Annotated in this window: 15 protein-coding genes; 9 read left to right on the top strand and 6 right to left on the bottom strand. The window is 69.5% G+C overall.

What is annotated here, in order from left to right; genetic code table 11:
- The 4 genes from BB334_RS18345 to BB334_RS01965 all read left to right on the top strand — a co-directional run.
- Window positions 1-391: hypothetical protein (locus BB334_RS18345; RefSeq protein ID WP_198531155.1), on the top strand; the 391-nt coding region annotated here is incomplete at its 5' end.
- A 15-nt stretch (window positions 392-406) separates the two neighbouring features.
- On the top strand, window positions 407-667 hold the full coding sequence (locus BB334_RS01975) for an HPr-rel-A system PqqD family peptide chaperone (RefSeq protein ID WP_068803795.1): 261 nt from the start codon (window positions 407-409) through the stop codon (window positions 665-667).
- Window positions 664-1620 (top strand): HprK-related kinase A, encoded by a 957-nt coding sequence (locus BB334_RS01970; protein ID WP_083200234.1) that lies wholly within the window; start codon window positions 664-666, stop codon window positions 1618-1620. Before BB334_RS01975 ends, BB334_RS01970 begins: the two co-directional genes overlap by 4 nt.
- On the top strand, window positions 1617-2711 hold the full coding sequence (locus BB334_RS01965; RefSeq protein ID WP_068803793.1) for a nucleotidyltransferase domain-containing protein: 1095 nt from the start codon (window positions 1617-1619) through the stop codon (window positions 2709-2711). The genes BB334_RS01970 and BB334_RS01965 overlap by 4 nt, the downstream gene beginning before the upstream one ends.
- Before the next feature lie 51 nt (window positions 2712-2762).
- Here the strand turns inward: BB334_RS01965 and BB334_RS01960 are convergent, their stop codons facing one another.
- Genes BB334_RS01960 through argH form a run of 3 tightly spaced genes read right to left on the bottom strand, consistent with a single transcriptional unit; the run spans window position 2763 to window position 6409 of the window.
- Window positions 2763-3677, bottom strand: a complete 915-nt coding sequence (locus tag BB334_RS01960) for a fructosamine kinase family protein (protein ID WP_068803791.1) — start codon at window positions 3675-3677, stop codon at window positions 2763-2765.
- A gap of 3 nt (window positions 3678-3680) precedes the next feature.
- Complete coding sequence (locus BB334_RS01955; protein ID WP_083200232.1) at window positions 3681-4967, bottom strand: serine/threonine-protein kinase; 1287 nt, start codon at window positions 4965-4967, stop codon at window positions 3681-3683.
- Window positions 4968-4975: 8 nt separating this feature from the next.
- Window positions 4976-6409 (bottom strand): argininosuccinate lyase, encoded by a 1434-nt coding sequence (gene argH, locus BB334_RS01950; protein ID WP_068803787.1) that lies wholly within the window; start codon window positions 6407-6409, stop codon window positions 4976-4978.
- 154 nt (window positions 6410-6563) lie between these two features.
- Between argH and BB334_RS01945 the strand changes: the two genes are divergently transcribed.
- Window positions 6564-7322, top strand: coding sequence for a LytR/AlgR family response regulator transcription factor (locus BB334_RS01945; protein ID WP_068803785.1), 759 nt, complete (start codon window positions 6564-6566; stop codon window positions 7320-7322).
- A gap of 12 nt (window positions 7323-7334) precedes the next feature.
- Here BB334_RS01945 and ppc read toward each other — a convergent pair whose 3' ends face one another.
- On the bottom strand, window positions 7335-10088 hold the full coding sequence (gene ppc / locus BB334_RS01940) for a phosphoenolpyruvate carboxylase (RefSeq protein WP_068803783.1): 2754 nt from the start codon (window positions 10086-10088) through the stop codon (window positions 7335-7337).
- Entirely contained in the window at window positions 10085-10585 is a 501-nt protein-coding gene (locus tag BB334_RS01935; RefSeq protein WP_158014332.1) for a thioredoxin family protein, read from the bottom strand. Before BB334_RS01935 ends, ppc begins: the two co-directional genes overlap by 4 nt.
- Before the next feature lie 30 nt (window positions 10586-10615).
- On the opposite strand from BB334_RS01935, the gene hemC reads away from it, so the two are divergent.
- The 4 genes from hemC (at window position 10616) to BB334_RS01915 (ending at window position 15203) form a co-directional block, all read left to right on the top strand.
- Window positions 10616-11578 (top strand): hydroxymethylbilane synthase, encoded by a 963-nt coding sequence (gene hemC / locus BB334_RS01930; protein WP_068803779.1) that lies wholly within the window; start codon window positions 10616-10618, stop codon window positions 11576-11578.
- Between the two features lie 75 nt (window positions 11579-11653).
- Complete coding sequence (locus tag BB334_RS01925) at window positions 11654-12451, top strand: uroporphyrinogen-III synthase (protein ID WP_083200230.1); 798 nt, start codon at window positions 11654-11656, stop codon at window positions 12449-12451.
- 9 nt (window positions 12452-12460) lie between these two features.
- Complete coding sequence (locus BB334_RS01920; protein WP_083200229.1) at window positions 12461-13975, top strand: uroporphyrinogen-III C-methyltransferase; 1515 nt, start codon at window positions 12461-12463, stop codon at window positions 13973-13975.
- 10 nt (window positions 13976-13985) lie between these two features.
- On the top strand, window positions 13986-15203 hold the full coding sequence (locus BB334_RS01915; protein WP_068803774.1) for a heme biosynthesis HemY N-terminal domain-containing protein: 1218 nt from the start codon (window positions 13986-13988) through the stop codon (window positions 15201-15203).
- Between the two features lie 80 nt (window positions 15204-15283).
- On the opposite strand, the gene BB334_RS01910 is transcribed toward BB334_RS01915, so the two are convergent.
- Window positions 15284-15690, bottom strand: a 407-nt coding sequence (locus BB334_RS01910; RefSeq protein WP_158014343.1) for a coproporphyrinogen III oxidase, incomplete at its 5' end; no start/stop codon positions are given.

Below are 15690 nucleotides of genomic sequence, written 5' to 3'. Positions count from 1 at the left end.
TGTTTACAGTTTCACCGGTTCGGTCTCGGCGACCAGCACCAGCGCCTTCCTGGACGCGTCCGCGACGGGCAGCGCCGATGCAGTGGCGAGCGCCGCCCCGGCGGCGCAGAAGGAGCTCTATTTCACCCTGAGCAGTCAGTGGTACCGCGTGCTCGCGGACGGTACTGCCGACCCGGTGGCGCTGAGTGCTGCCAACAACAAGCCTATTGGCGAATTGGCCAAGCCCGAGGGGGAGCGATTCGTCCTCGTGGACTATGCAGCCTACCAGGCCGGAATCAGTCAGACCCTGTATGTGTATCCGACCAGCTCGCCCGTCATCAACCCGATCAGCGGCGCGTCGTGCTGGAACTCCTTGACCGGGGCGACCCTCACCTCGACCGTGATCAAGTGATCGCGGAGGCGCTCGATGGCGATCGGCGAAAAGCCACATCTGCGGCGTCTCGGTGACGCCGCAGTCGTGTTCGACCCGCTGAGCTGGGAGACGCACGTGCTCCCGCCCGCAGCCGCGGTGGTCGCGGAGATCGCCGAGGAACTGTCGGCGGAGGGCCCGGTTTCCGCGGAGGTGCTCCGTCGGCAACTGCGGGAGGAGTTCCAGCTCGACTGTGACACGCCCGAGATGCGGCAGCTGTTGCGCATGATGGGCGACATCGGCATGCTGGAGGGATGACGCCAGCACCAGGTCCGATCAGCCAGACTTCGCTTTCCGAACTCGAACAGGCCCTCGCCGAAGAGGGCCTGTTCGTCGATTACGGCGCCTGTGTCGTGCGCCTGCGCTCGAGGCTGAAGGGTTTCGCCCACAGCCTGCGCGGGGTGTATGGCAGCTTTGCCTTCATGCCGGAGGCGCCGTTTGCCGACCTCCATGTGCGAGTCGATCCCGGGCGAGGCTTGCGGCGCTGGCTGCGTCCGAATGCCCGCTTCAGCATCGACGGCGTCGAACCCTTCGATCCCTTTCCGCTCGCGAGCGCACTGCCGCTGTACGAATGGGGCGTGAACTGGTGCTTCGCCCAGCGCTTCAACCAGCACGTGCTCCTGCATGCCGGCGCGCTGGCGCGTGCGGAGCGCGCGGTGATCATGGCGGCGACGCCGGGGTCGGGCAAGAGCACGCTCTCGGCGGCGATGATGTTGCGCGGCTTCCGCCTGCTGTCCGACGAATTCGGCGTGCTGTGCCCGGAGAGCGGGGCGCTGCTGCCGATGCTCAAGCCGGTGGCACTCAAGAACCAGTCGATCGACCTGATCCGCGGGTTTTCCGGCGAGGCCGTCCTCGGGCCGGTTCATTACGCGACCCGCAAGGGTGACGTCGCCCATCTCGCGCCCGATGCCGCGAGCGTGGCCGCGATGCATCGCCCGGCGCGGCCGGCCCTGGTCATCTTCCCGCGATGGCGCGAAGGCGCTGCACTCGCGGTCGAGCCGCAAGCACGGGAACAGGCGTTCGCACGACTCGCGTTCAACAGTTTCAACTACCGTCTGCTCGGGCCGGTGTCCTTCGACGCGGTGGCCGATCTCGCGGCCGCATGTCCGGCTGTCCAGCTGACTTACAGCCGGCTGGACGAGGCGATCGAGGCGATCCATCGACTGCTCGACGAACCGCCCGCTGTCGGCGGCGTGGAGGGCGAGAGATGAATGCGGCGCTCGATCGTCTGCTGTCCATGCTGCACGATGGCGCAGCAGCGCGCACGCTGTCGCTCGCGGACTGGGAGCCGGTCCTGCGCCTCGGCCGCCAGGCGCGCCTGCTCGGGCTGCTCGGCCACCGTCTGGCGTCGGACGAGGCCCTCTGGAGCGCGCTGCCGCCCCAGGTCCGGGGGCACTTCAGGTCTGCGATCAACTATTCGGCGTGTCGGCTGCAGGCGGTACGGATGGAGCTGCGCGCGCTCGATCCGGTGCTGCCGGCTGACGTGCGCGTCGTGCTGCTCAAGGGCGCGGCTTACGCCGCTCAAGGCCTCGAGTTCGCCTGCGGCCGCATGCCCAACGACGTTGACCTGCTGGTGACGCGCGCCGATCTGGACGCCACCGAGGCGGCGCTGCGCGCGGCGGGCTGGGTGGCGGACGATGTCGATGCCTACGACGAGCGCTACTACCGCGAGTGGAGCCATGAGCTGCCGCCGATGCGCAAGCCCGGCCATGCCCTCGAGCTCGACCTGCACCACACGATCGCGCCCGTCACCAGCCGCACGCGCGCGGACGACGCGCTGCTGTTCGCCGGGATGGTCCCGCTGGCGGGCACCCGCTTCTGGGTGCTGCACCCCTGTGACCAGATCGTGCATGCGGCGATCCACCTGTTCCAGGACACCGAGCTCGACGGCCGGCTGCGCGACCTGGTGGACATCGACGGATTGATCCGCCACCACCTGCGTAGCGACGCCGACTGGGTGGAACTCCTCTCACGCGCGCGCAGCCATCGGGCTTCGCGCATGCTGTGGTACGCGCTGCATTTTTGCGCGGCCTGGCTGGGAACGCCGGTGCCGGCCGCGCGCTGGCCGGAAGCGCCGCCCGAGGCGGCGCGGCGCGCGATGGACTGGATCGTCCCGCGCACCTGCCTGCCACGGCTGCCCGATGGCGCGCCCGGCCTCGAGCGACGTCTTGCCGGCCAGATCGCGCAGTTGCGCTATCACCGGCTACGGATGCCCACCGGTCTGCTGATCCGTCATCTCGCGCACAAGGCCTGGGCCGGCGTGCTGCCACGGAGGCCGGCGCGTGAGGGCGTCGAAGCCTGAGCCGGGGAAGCGTATCCGCCTGCCTGCACGCTCGCGGGGGGGCGGTCGTCCTCAATCCCGCCGCAGCGAGAGCTCCTCGTTGAGCCGGGTGCTCAGGCGCAGCGCCTCGCGAAGGTAGCTGCGGCCGAACAGGTTCAGGTGGTTGAGGATGTGATAGAGGCTGTAGAGCAGCTTGCGCTGCTCGTAATCCTCGTTCAGCGGCCAGGCGCTGCGGTAGGCGGCGTAGAAGGCGCTGGGGAAGCCGCCGAAAAGCTCGCTCATCGCCAGATCCGCCTCACGGTCTCCGTAATGCACCGCAGGGTCGAACACCGTCGGCTCACCGGCGGCGGTGACCGCCGCGTTGCCGTGCCACAGGTCGCCGTGCAGCAGGCTGGGCTGCGGACGATAGTCGAGGAACAGTGCGGGCACGCGCGCGAGCAGGCGCTCGCCCTGCCGCTGCAGTTCGCCACCGAAACCCTTCGCCTTCGCCATCTCGAACTGCGGCCGGAGCCGGCGATCGACGAAGAACGCCGACCAGTTGTCGCCCTCGCCGTTGCGTTGCGGGCTGCGGCCGATGAAGTTGTCATGGCGCCAGCCGAAGTGCTCGCCGAGCGTGCGGTGCAGCTGCACCAGGTGCTCGGCGAAGGCCGCACCTTCGGCGGCGGAGGCGAGGGCGCGCAACTCGAGATGCTCGAGGACGAGGAAGGCGTGCTGCGCGTCGCTGCCCTGCGCGATCACCGCCGGCGTGCGGAAGCTGCCGCTGGCGGCGATTGCGCCGAGACCCTCGGCCTCGGCCGAGAACAGCGACGCATCCGCGGCTGTGCCGAGCTTCACGAAGTAGCGCTGGCGGCCGTCGCCGATGGTGAAGGTTTCACTGATGCAGCCGCCGCCGGCGGCCGCGCACAGGCTGGGGCGGAAGTCGCTGCCGGTCGCCTGTCGGATGGCTTCCTCGAGTACAGGGAGGGCGGGATGGGTCATTTCTGTCATCGTTCAGAAGTTGGCGATCTGCGCGCTCGCCATCGACAGCCGGGTGGCGAGCACGCCGAGCAGGGCCTTGTAGAACTGCATGCGACAGGTTTCGGAGCCACGCTCGAGCGCGCGCAGGTCGACGCTGGCGAGCGCGCTGTCGGTGGTGGTCTCGACCGAGGCCGAGCGGACCGCGCCGCCGGCCGAGAACAGCGCCACCTCGCCGAAGCATTCGCCTGGGCTGAGGAAGTTCAGCAGCTTGCCCCGCTTGCGCACCCGTGCCTCGCCCTCGACGAGGAAGGAAAAGTGGTCGCCGGGCTCGCCTTCCTTCATGACGACCGTGCCTGGCCCCACGCGCTCCCAGTGCGCGAGGCCGATCACCTCCCATAGCTCGGCATCGGCGAAGCCGCGGAAAAAGGGCATCGCGCGCAGGCTCTGAAACTTCTGTGCCTCGGGGATCGCGCTGCGATCGAGTTCGATGCTGCGGTTGCGGAAGGCGAGCGCGAGGTCGTGGGAGAACTCGGTCCAGCTCTGGTAGCGTCGCTCGAGCTCCTTCTCGGTCGCGCGCCGGACGATACGGTCGAGCGCCGGTGGGATGCCGCGGCGCAGCTCGGAAGGCAGCGGCGGGGTCTCGTTGGCGATGCGGTAGAGCAGGCTGTACTGGTTGTCCGACTCGAAGGGAAGACGGCCGGTCAGCAGCTGGAACATCACCACCCCGAGCGAATAGATGTCGCTGCGGTGATCCACCGGCATTTCCCGCACCTGCTGCGGCGACATGTAGGCCGGTGAGCCGATGCCGACGATCTGGGTGCTGTCGCTGGCGCTGCGCAGCGCCGCGCCGAAGTCGCTGATGCGGATGTCGCTGCCGCCGGCGTCGGCGAGCAGGATGTTGGCCGGCTTGATGTCGCGGTGGGTGACGCCCTGGTGGAACGCGAAATCGAGCGCGCAGCTGCATTTGAAGACGATCTCGAGCAGGCGCTCGAGGGCGGGCAGGGCGCCCGGGCGGACGAGGTCGGCGAGGGTGCCACCGGCGACGTAGTCCATCACGAGGTAGGCCTCGTCGTCGCCGATCACCGCATCGTGCACCTGCACGATATGCGGATGTACGAGCCGGCCGGCGAGGCTGGCCTCGTTGCGCAGCAGCCGGCGGTTGAGCCGGCCGTGCACCGGGTGGCGAAGCACGTCCCGGCGCAGTTGCTTGATCGCGACTGCCTGCCGGCGAAAGGGGTCCCAGGCCAGATGGACGGTGCCGGTCGCCCCCTCGCCGATACGGCGGCGCAGTTCGTACTTGCCGAGCTGTTGCACCGCCACGGAGCGCGTCAGGCGAGACGCTGGCGGGCGCGCGCGATCGCTGCGCGCACCTGTGCCGGGGCGGTACCGCCGACATGGTCGCGCGAGCCGAGCGAGCCCTCGACGGTGAGCACGCCGAACACGTCATCACTCAGGCGCTCGGCCGCGCCCGGCACATGCGCCATGGCGATGCGTAGCTCGTCGAGTGAGAACTGCGGCAGGTCGCAGCCCTTCACCTCGGCGGCGCGGACCGCCAGCGCGACGGCTTCGTGCGCGTCGCGGAAGGGCAGACCCTTCTTGACCAGGTAGTCGGCAAGGTCGGTGGCGGTGGCGTAGCCCTGGGTGAGCGCGCCGCGCATCGCCTCGGCCTTGACCCTGATGCCGCCGATCATGTCGGCGTAGATGCGCAGGGTGTCGATCACCGTGTCGGCGGTGTCGAACAGCGGCTCCTTGTCTTCCTGATTGTCCTTGTTGTAGGCCAGGGGCTGGCCCTTCATCAGGGTCAGCAAGGCGATCAGGCTGCCGTTGACGCGGCCGGTCTTGCCGCGCACCAGTTCGGGCACGTCGGGATTCTTCTTCTGCGGCATGATCGAGCTGCCGGTGCAGAAGCGATCGGCGAGGTCGATGAAACCCACGCGCGGGCTCATCCACAGGATCAGCTCCTCGGACAGGCGCGACAGATGGGTCATCAGCAGCGCGGAGGCCGAGCAGAATTCGATCGCGAAGTCGCGGTCGCTGACGGCGTCGAGCGAGTTGTAGCAGACTTCGTCGAAGCCGAGCTCGGCGGCGACGAAGTCGCGGTCGATCGGATAGCTCGTGCCGGCGAGCGCGGCCGAGCCGAGCGGCAGGCGGTTGACTCGCTTTCGGCAGTCGGCGAAGCGTTCGGCATCGCGCCGGCTCATCTCGTAGTAGGCCATCAGGTGGTGGCCGAAGGTCACCGGCTGGGCGACCTGCAGGTGGGTGAAGCCGGGCATCGGCGTGTCGGCGTTGGCTTCGGCCGCATCGAGCAGCTTGCGCTGGAGGTCGGCGATCAGGACGAGGATCTGGTCGATCGCGTCGCGCAGCCACAGGCGGATGTCGGTGGCGACCTGGTCGTTGCGGCTGCGGCCGGTGTGCAGGCGCTTGCCGGCATCGCCCACCAGCGCGGTGAGGCGCTTCTCGATGTTGAGGTGGACATCCTCGTCGTCGAGGTTCCAGGCGAACTCGCCGCGCTCGATCTCGCCGGCGATCTGCGCCATGCCGCGCTCGATTTCAGCGAGGTCCTGGGCGCCGATGATGCCCTGCCGCGCCAGCATCTTCGCATGCGCTAGCGAGCCCCGGATGTCCTGCGCGGCCATGCGCTGGTCGAAGAACACCGATGCGGTGTAGCGCTTGACGAGATCGGAGACGGGTTCGGTGAAGCGGCCGGACCAGGCTTTCGCAGCCGGTGCCGCGCCGTCGGGCGACGGGAGCGTGTCTGTCATAATATCCGTGTCGAGGAAGGGTCGGCGGGGCGGGCGGGGGGCGGTCGGGCATGCCGCCGTGGCAGCGCGAAAGCCCGCCAAAAACGGCCGAAGTATAAAGCAAAAGCCCGGGCCGCTAAGCGGCCGGGCGGATCGTGGAGCATGGAGTCGAACCTTGGCCGAAGCGAGCGAACCTCCGCTGCGCATATTGATCGTCGATGACGAGGCGCCCGCGCGCAGCCGACTGCGCGACCTGCTCGGCGACATCAGCGGCGAGCAGCCGAACCTGGTCGCCGGGATGGCGGCCAACGGCGTGGAAGCCCTGCGCCTGCTCGAGACAGAAGCGGCGGACGTGGTGCTCGCCGATATCCGCATGCCGGCGATGGACGGCATCGAACTGGCGCGCCGGCTCGGGGCGCTGCCGGTGCCGCCCGCGGTGGTCTTCGTGACCGCCTATGACCAGTACGCGATCCAGGCTTTCGAACTGGAGGCGGCGGACTACCTGCTCAAACCGGTGCGCGCCGAGCGGCTGGCGGCGACCCTCGCGCGGGCGCGCGGCCGGCTGGCGGCGCGCGTGCCGGTCCCGGCGCCGCCGCAGGAGCGGCGCCACCTCAGCATCGGCGAGCGCGGACGCATCCTGCTGCTGCCGGTCGCCGACGTGATCTACCTGAAGGCCGAGCAGAAGTACGTCACGGCGCGCACCGCCGAGCGCGACTACCTGCTCGACGAATCCCTGGTGCAACTCGAGCAGGAGTTTCCGCGCCGCTTCGTGCGCATCCATCGCAACTGCCTGGTGGCGGTGGCGGCGGTGCAGGGGGTCGAGCGTGGCGGTGACGCCGAGGGGCAGTGGGAAATCCTGCTCGCGGGCCTGCCCGAGCGCCTGCCGGTCAGCCGTCGGGCGTGGCCGGCGGTGAAACAGGTGCTCGGGCTCTGACGCGGCCGGGCGTCAGCCGCTGTTGCGCAGACCGGCGGCGATGCCATTGATCGAGATGTGGATGCCGTTGCGGATGCGCTGGTCGCTGCCGTCGCTTTCGCGGTGGCGGCGCAGCAGCTCGACCTGGACGTGGTTGAGCGGGTCGAGGTAGGGGAAGCGGTTGCGGATCGAGCGCTTCAGCAGCGGGTTGCCGTCGAGCAGTTCCTGCTGGGCGGTGATCGCCAGCAGGGACTCGACCGTTGCCTGGTGCTCGGCGCGAATGCGGCCGAAGATCTCGTCGCGCAGCACCACGTCCTTCACCAGCGCGGCATAGCGCGAGGCGATCGCCAGATCGCTCTTGGCCAGCACCATGTCCATGTTCGACAGCAGGGTGGCGAAGAAGGACCACTCGCGGTTCATGCGCTGCAGCAGGGCGAGGCCGCCGTCGCCGTGGCGGGCGAGGAAGGCCTGGACCGCACTGCCGAAGCCGAACCATCCCGGGAACATCAGGCGGCACTGCGACCACGAGAACACCCAGGGGATCGCGCGCAGGTCCTCGATGCGGGTGCCCTTCTTGCGCGAGGCAGGACGCGAGCCGATGTTGAGTCCGGCGATCTCGGAGATCACCGTCGATTCCCAGAAGTACTGCTCGAAGCCCGGGGTTTCGTAGACCAATGCACGATAGGCGGTGAAGGCGGCGTCGGAGAGCGCCTGCATCGTGTCGAGGAAGGCCTGCGGCGTCGGCTCGGCGCCGGTGGGGCGCAGGCTGGTCTCGAGGGTGGCGGCGACCAGCACCTCGAGGTTGCGGCGGCCGACCTCCGGGTTGCCGTACTTGGCGCCGATCACCTCGCCCTGTTCGGTGAGTCGGATCTGGCCCTGCACCGCGCCTTCCGGCTGCGCGAGGATCGCCTGGAAGCTCGGACCGCCGCCGCGGCCGACCGAGCCGCCGCGGCCATGAAACAGGCGCAGGCGCACGCGGTGGCGCGCGAAGGTGTTCACCAGTTCGCCCTCGGCCTTGTACAGCGCCCACCCGGAGGTGAGGAAGCCGCCGTCCTTGTTGCTGTCGGAGTAGCCGAGCATCACCTCCTGGGTGTCGCCGCGGGCGGCGAGCAGCTCGCGATATAGGGGCAGGGAGAACAGCCGGTCCATCACCGCGGCGGCGTTCGCGAGGTCGTCGATGGTTTCGAACAGCGGCACGATATCGACGTCGAGGGCGTTGTCGAGCGGGCGCAGCAGGCCCGCCTCCTTCAGCAGCACCGCGAGTTCGAGGAGGTCGGAGACGTCGTCGGTCTTGGAGATGATGCACTGGCGGATCGCCGCGCTGCCATAGCGCAGATGGGCCTGGCGTGCGGTACGGAAGATCGCCAGTTCGGCTTCTGTTTCCTCCGAATAGCGCACATGCGGTGAGGCCAGCGGGCGCGCCGTGGCGAGCTCCTCGAGCAGCAGCGCGCAACGGCCGTCCTCGTCCTGGCCGCGATAGTCGGTGCCGGGGCGCGCGAGCTCGAACAGCTCGGCGACCACGCGCTCGTGTACGTCGGCGTTCTGCCGCAGGTCGAGCGGCGCGAGGTGGAAGCCGAACACCCGGACCGCGCGCCGCAGGTGGCGCAGCCTGCCGCGGGCGAGCGCCGCCGAACCATTGGCGAGCAGCGAGCGGTGCACTACGTCGAGGTCCTCGGCGAGCGCACCGGCGTCCGGATAGGGCTGGGCCTCGGCCATCGCGTGGCGCATCGGCACGCTGCCGACGAGTTTCGCGTGGGTGGCGGCGAGCCTCGCGTAGATGCCGCTGATTGCGCGGCGATAGGGCTCGTCGCTGCGGTGCGGGGAAACGTCAGGCGAGCGTTCGGCCAGCGCGAGCAGGGCGTCCGAGGCGCTCACCAGGCTGCTGGCGATCGACAGCTGCGAGCCCAGGCTGTGAAGCTCCTCCAGATAGTGGTCGAGGGCGACGGTCGATTGCATCGTGAGCGCGCGTTCGAGCACCTCGGCACGCACGTAGGGATTGCCGTCGCGGTCGCCGCCGATCCAGCTGCCCACCTGCAGGAAGGCCGCCAGCTCCGGCGCAGCGTGGGCGGTGTCGGCGGCGGCGAGGCGATCCTCGAGGCTGGCGTAGAGGCGCGGCAGCTCGCGCAGGAAGGTGGTGCGGAAGTAGGACAGGCCGTTGTTGATCTCGTCGATCACCGATAGCCGCGACGGGCGCAGCATGCGCGTCTGCCAGAGGGTGAGCACCGCGCGGCGCAGCGCCTCGAGGTTGGTCTCGCGCTCTTCCGGGGTCAACTGCATGCGGTCGCGCTCGTCGAGCAGGCGCGCGACGACATTCTCGCAGTTGAGGATGCTCTTGCGCTGTACCTCGGTCGGGTGGGCGGTGAGCACCGGGGAGACGAGGGCGCCGTCGAAGAAATCGACCAGTTCGGCGGCGGCGAGACCGCCCTTGTCGAAGGCCTCCTCGAGCGCGTGCGCCAGGCTTCCCTCGCGCGGCGGCGAGCCGGCGATCAGGTGAGCGCGCGTGCGGCGGATGTGGTGCTGATCCTCGGCGATGTTGGCGAGGTGGGAGAAGTAGCTGAAGGCGCGCACCACCTGATTGGTCTGGTCGCGCGACAACGCGTCGAGCACGTCCTCGAGCTCGCGGCGGGCCGCGACGTCGTCGTCGCGGCGGAAGCGCACCGAGTTCCGGCGGATGTGCTCGATCAGCTCGAAGGCGGCCTCGCCTTGCTGATCGCGAACGGTGTCGCCGAGCAGCCGGCCGAGCAACCGGATGTCCTCGCGCAGGGGTGCGTCCTTGTCTTGTGTCATCTGTTCTTCTCGTGTGCGGCGTCGATCGCATTGTCGACGTACTGGGCATAGAAATCGGGCAGGGTCATGCCGACGATCGGCTCGCCGACGGGCCTGCCGCGGGCATCGTAGATCACCACCGTGGGCGTGAATCGCACCTCATGGGCACGGGTGAACTCGCGATGCGTGCTGGGGCGGCCTGCGAAGTCGGTCAGTGGCGCGTCCGAATCGAGGTCGATCTGCCGGAACAGCGCACGCGTACTGGATTGCGCCATCGGGCCGAGGTAGTCGCGTGCCTGTTCGCAGTAGTGACAGCCGGCCTGGCTGTAGAGCACCACCATGGGCAGGCCATCCGCCTCCATGAGGCGGGCGTCGGCGGCCAGGTCCCGCGCCTGTGGCAGGGCCGGGGGTGCCGCCGAAAGGCCGAGCGAGGTGCATGCTAGAATTGCGAGCAGTCCGCGCACCATTGGTGCGAACCCTGATGCTGCGCTGCGGCGAACGACGTCCGTGGTCGGCATGATCCTGATCCCTAGCGTGAGTCTTTTAACGTGAGCCAAGCCAGCCCCGGCCCCAAGGCCCCTGCCGCCGCCCCCGAGCGCATCGTCATCGCGACCCGTGAAAGCCGTCTCGCCCTGTGGCAGGCCGAACACATCAAGGCCAGGCTCGAAGGATTGTATCCCGGCTGCCGGGTCGAACTGCTCGGCATGACCACCCGCGGCGACCAGATCCTCGACCGTCCGCTGGCGAAGGTCGGCGGCAAGGGGCTCTTCGTCAAGGAACTCGAGACCGCGCTGCTCGATGGCCGCGCCGACATCGCGGTGCATTCCATGAAGGACGTGCCGATGGTGATGGAGCCGGCATTCACCCTGGCCTGCATCTGCGCGCGCGAGAATCCGCTCGACGCCTTCGTCTCGAACCGCTACGAGAGCCTCGACGACATGCCGCCGGGCGCGGTGGTCGGCACCTCCTCGCTGCGACGCGAGTCGCAGATCCATGCGAGCCATCCCTTTCTCTGCGTCACCAGCCTGCGCGGCAACCTCGACACCCGTCTGCGCAAGCTCGACGAGGGCCAGTACGACGCGATCATCCTCGCCGCCGCCGGCCTCACGCGGCTCGGCATGGAGTCCCGCATCCGTTCGCGGCTGCCGGCCGAGGTCTCGTTGCCCTCGGCCGGGCAGGGTGCGCTCGGTATCGAATGCCTCGCCGAGCGCAGCGACCTGATCGGCTGGCTGCAGCCGCTCGCGGACGCCGAGACGGAGGCCTGCGTGAGTGCCGAGCGCGCGGTGGCGCGGGCACTGGCGGGCAGCTGCGAGGTGCCGCTCGGCGCTTACGCGCTGATGCGCGAGGGGCGTCTCTGGTTGCGCGGCTTTGTCGCCCGTCCGGACGGCAGCCGCCTGGTGCGCGCCGAGCGTGAGGGCGCGGCGGTCGAGGCCGAGTCGCTCGGGCAGGCGCTGGCCGACGAGTTGCGCGCCCACGGGGCGGAAGAGATCCTCGCCGAAATCGGCAAATGATCGACGGCAATTGAGCGGCGCTCGAGCGCCCTGCGCGAGCTGCGGGGGGTGCTGCGTCGGGACAGGGGAGTGCGAATGGAGTCCGAATCCGAGGTGTCGGGCGTGTGCCGGCCGCTCGCCGGACGGCGCCTGGTGGTCACCAGGCCCGCGGCCCAGGCCGATTCGCTGTGCGAGGCGATCGCCGCCGCCGGCGGGGAGGCGGTGCGCTTGCCCGTACTGGCCATCGGGCCGGCGCCCGATCCGCGACCGCTGGAGGTGATCGCGGATCGGCTGGAAGAATTCGATCTCGCATTCTTCGTCAGTCCAAACGCGGTGCAGTATGCGCTCGAGAACCTGCTCGCACGCCGCTCCTGGCCGGCTTCGCTGCGGGTGGCGACGGTCGGCAAGGGGAGCGAACGCGCGCTCGCCGGCTTCGGGTTCACGCAGGTCATCGCACCCGGGAGCGGCTTCGACAGCGAGGCGGTGCTGCAGCTGCCGGAGTTCTCGGCGGGCGCGGTGGCCGGCCGACGCGTACTGATCTTTCGTGGCGACGGCGGGCGCGACCTGCTGGCCGAAACGCTGCGCAGTCGTGGCGCCAGCGTCGAATTCGTTCCATGCTATCGACGCGGCTGTCCCGCGCTCGATCCGACACCCTTGATCGAGGCCGCACGGCGCGGCGGGATCGACGGCTTGCTGCTGACCAGCAGTGAAGGCGTGGACAATCTCGTGCGCATGCTCGGCGAGGCGGGTATGGAGGTGATGCGTGAGGTGACGGTGTTCGCCTCCCATCCGCGCATCGCTGCGCGCGCACTTGCAGCCGGCTTCCGGGCCGTGGTCGAGACCCCCGCCGGCGATCAGGGCCTGATGCAGACGCTGGTACAACGTTTTGGTTAAACTCACGGCATGAACAAAGACACTCCCGCCCTTACCCAGCCGCCGGCCTCGAGCCGCCCCGCCGCCGAGGCGAACGAAAGCGCGCCCACGGATGCTGGCGCCGCGCCGCCACTGCACGGCGCCGGAACTCAGGAGCAGGCATCTCCGGGCGCCCGCTCGGGAATTGCCAACTGGGCGTTGCTGCTCGCGGTTCTCGGTCTCGCCGGCGCAGGTTGGTCGGGCTGGCAGGTCGCGACGATGCGCGCGCAGGCAACCGAGTTGCGCAGCGAGCTCGCGGCCCGGCTCGACGAGGGCAGTGCGATAGCGCTCGAGGCGCGGGGCGTGTCGCGACAGCAGCATGAGACGCTCAACGCGCTCGAAGGCAAGGTCGCGGTGCTCGGCGCCAAGGTCGAGGCCACCGAGGGGCAGGCCGAGGCGCTCGAGGAACTGTACCGCGTCTTCTCGCAGAGCCGAGAACAGGGCGTGGTTGCCGAGGCCGAGCAGGCGATGGCGATTGCAGCGCAGCAACTGCAGCTCGCCGGAAACGTCGAGACCGCCCTGGTGGCGCTGCAGACGGCGGACGCACGGCTGGCCTCGCAGGATCGCGGCCAGCTCACGCCGCTGCGGCGCGCGCTGGCGCGCGACATCGAGAACCTGAAGCTGCAGAAGGTGGTGGACGTACCGGGGATCGCGCTGCGACTCGAGCAGTTGCTGGCGGGCAGCGACGCGCTGCCGCTCGCTTTCGAACGCGAGCTCGAGGCGAGGGCGCAGGCGCGTGCCGAGCAGGAGCAGGCACCGGCCGAAGAGAGCTATGTGGACGCGGCGATGCGCCTGAGCGGCGCGCTCGCCCGCGATGTCTGGTCGGAGATCACCGGGTTGCTGCGGGTCGAGCGCCTGGACAACGAACCGGTGCTGCTCGCCCCGGAGCAAAACTTCTACCTGCGTGAGAGCCTGAAGGTGCGCCTGCTGACCGCGCGCCTCGCCCTGCTCGCGCGTGATGGTCGGACCTATGGCGCCGACCTCGCCCAGGCGCAGGAGATGATCGAGAAGTTTTTCGACGGCGGCGACGCGAGAGTGCGTGCGGCGCTGGATGAACTGGTTGCATTGAAGAAGCTCGACGTCGCTCCCGAGATGCCGACGCTGACCGAAAGTTTCGCCGCGCTGCGTCTGCTGCAGTCGAGGAACGGCGACAACGGTGCAGGCGCTGCCGCGCCCGAGGAAGCACCGGCCGCGGAGACCAGCACGCGCAGCGCTGACGAACCTGCTGCGACCGGCAGCGAACCGGTCGCCCCTGAGGAAGAGGCCATCGAGGCCGTCCCGCAGCCTGGCGAAGAAGTGGCGCCTGGCCCCGCCGAGTCGGCGGCGGGGGAAGGGGACGCCGCCGCGCCGGAGGAGGCCGATACCGGGGCCGACGCCCCTGCAGCGCAGGATCCTGCCGCAGCGGGGCCTGACTCGACGCCGGAGCCGGCCGCGCAGCCGTCGACTCCGGCCGAACCCGTTACCGATAGCGAACCCGAAGCCGCCGACGCGGCCGCGGCGCGTTGAGGAGGTCGGAATGCGCGCGCTGATCTGGCTGATCGCCCTTTTTGCCCTGGCTGCCGGACTGGCGATGGTCGCCGGCCTCAACCAGGGCTATGTGCTGATGGTGCTGCCGCCGTGGCGGATGCAGCTGTCGCTGAACTTCTTTCTGTTGCTGGCGTTGGGCGGTTTCCTGCTCGCCTACTTCCTGCTTCGGCTGTTCAGCCGCACCGTCGCCCTGCCGTCACGCGTGTCTTCCTGGCGCGAACGCCGTCGCCGCGACAAGGGCGGCAAGGCCTTGCGTGACGCGCTGCTCGCGCTCTTCGAAGGGCGTTACGCGCAGGCGCTGAAGGCCGCCGCTGCCGCCCATGGGGCGGGCAACCAGCCGGGCGCGGCGGCGCTGGTGGCGGTTCGGGCCGCGCACGCGCTCAGCGACGACAATCGCTATCGCCACTGGCTGGCGGCAGCGGAAGAGGAGGGCGAGGAGGTCCGGGTCGCGCGTCTGATGACCGAGGCCGAACTCGCCCTCAAGGACCATCGCTACGCCGAGGCGCAGGAGCGGCTGCAGTCGATCGAGATCGAAGGGCCGGGTCGAGTTGCCGTTGAGCGGCTCGGCGTGGAGGCGGCCGCCGCACTCGGCAACTGGGAGGAGTTGCTGCGGCTGACGCGCCAGCTCCGCAAGCAAAAGGCGCTCACCGTCGAGCAGGCGGCGCCGCTCGTACGCCGCGCGCACCTGGGCCGCATGCGCGAGATCGGCGCCGACGGCGCCCTCCTCGCCGCCTACTGGCAGGACGTTCCGACCGAGGAGCAGCGCGATCGTCTGTTGGTCGAGCAGGCAGCGCCCTTGCTCGCCGCGGCGGGGCAGGGGGCGCTGTTGCGGCCCGCGCTCGAGCGCATGCTCGACGAGCGGTGGGACAGCGCGCTGGCGCGACTCTACGGCGAGTGCGCAGTCGAACCGGACGACGCGGTGGCCTGCCTGATGAAGGCGGAGGGCTGGTTGAAGGCGCATCCGCGCGACGTCAACCTTCTTTACGCGCTCGGACAGCTGTCGCTGACGGCGCAGCTGTGGGGCAAGGCCAAGGCCTACCTCGAAGCCTCGCTCGGGATCGAGCCGACGCTCGAGACCCGTCTCGCGCTTGCACATCTTTTCGAACGTATCGAGCAATCGGACGAGGCCCAGCTGCAGTATCGTGCCGCCGCGGAGATCGTCGCAGGCAGGCATTCGACCGCGCTGGTACCGGTCAGCACCGACTGACCGGCACGCGGCGTGCCGTCTCCGGGCGGCATGCCGCCCGGCCGCTCACTTTCTCTGCTCGCGGTGGCCGCGAGCCGTGCTCAGGCCCAGTCCTGAGGCTTGAGGTAGCGGTCGTAGAGCTCGGCTTCGGCGGAGCCCGGCTCGGGGTGCCAGTCGTAACGCCACTTCACCACCGGCGGCATCGACATCAGGATCGATTCGGTCCGTCCGCCCGACTGCAGGCCGAACAGGGTGCCGCGGTCGAAAACCAGATTGAACTCCACGTAGCGCCCGCGCCGATAGGCCTGGAAATCCCGTTCGCGTTCGCCGAAGACGTGGTCACGGCGGCGCGCAAGGATCGGCAGATAGGCGCCCAGGAAGGCCGCGCCTACGGAGCGGGTGAGACCGAAGGCCTGATCGAAGGGGAGGTGTCCGTCCGCGCCGAGATCGTCGAAAAACAGGCCCCCCACGCCGCGCGCTTCGTTGCGGTGCTTGAGGAAGAAGTAGC

It is taken from the genome of Thauera phenolivorans (assembly GCF_001696715.1).
GTDB lineage: Bacteria > Pseudomonadota > Gammaproteobacteria > Burkholderiales > Rhodocyclaceae > Thauera > Thauera phenolivorans.
The sequence above is the reverse complement of the archived record's forward strand: the minus strand, read 5'-3'. Positions and strand labels throughout refer to the sequence as shown.

Bases quoted from the DNA above. Each gene is read 5' to 3' on its own strand.
- BB334_RS01975 (WP_068803795.1), top strand. From the start codon at position 407: ATGGCGATCGGCGAAAAGCCACATCTGCGGCGTCTCGGTGACGCCGCA.
- BB334_RS01970 (WP_083200234.1), top strand. From the start codon at position 664: ATGACGCCAGCACCAGGTCCGATCAGCCAGACTTCGCTTTCCGAACTC.
- BB334_RS01965 (WP_068803793.1), top strand. From the start codon at position 1,617: ATGAATGCGGCGCTCGATCGTCTGCTGTCCATGCTGCACGATGGCGCA.
- BB334_RS01960 (WP_068803791.1), bottom strand. From the start codon at position 3,677: ATGACAGAAATGACCCATCCCGCCCTCCCTGTACTCGAGGAAGCCATC.
- argH (WP_068803787.1), bottom strand. From the start codon at position 6,409: ATGACAGACACGCTCCCGTCGCCCGACGGCGCGGCACCGGCTGCGAAA.
- ppc (WP_068803783.1), bottom strand. From the start codon at position 10,088: ATGACACAAGACAAGGACGCACCCCTGCGCGAGGACATCCGGTTGCTC.
- BB334_RS01935 (WP_158014332.1), bottom strand. From the start codon at position 10,585: ATGCCGACCACGGACGTCGTTCGCCGCAGCGCAGCATCAGGGTTCGCA.
- BB334_RS01925 (WP_083200230.1), top strand. From the start codon at position 11,654: ATGGAGTCCGAATCCGAGGTGTCGGGCGTGTGCCGGCCGCTCGCCGGA.
- BB334_RS01920 (WP_083200229.1), top strand. From the start codon at position 12,461: ATGAACAAAGACACTCCCGCCCTTACCCAGCCGCCGGCCTCGAGCCGC.
- BB334_RS01915 (WP_068803774.1), top strand. From the start codon at position 13,986: ATGCGCGCGCTGATCTGGCTGATCGCCCTTTTTGCCCTGGCTGCCGGA.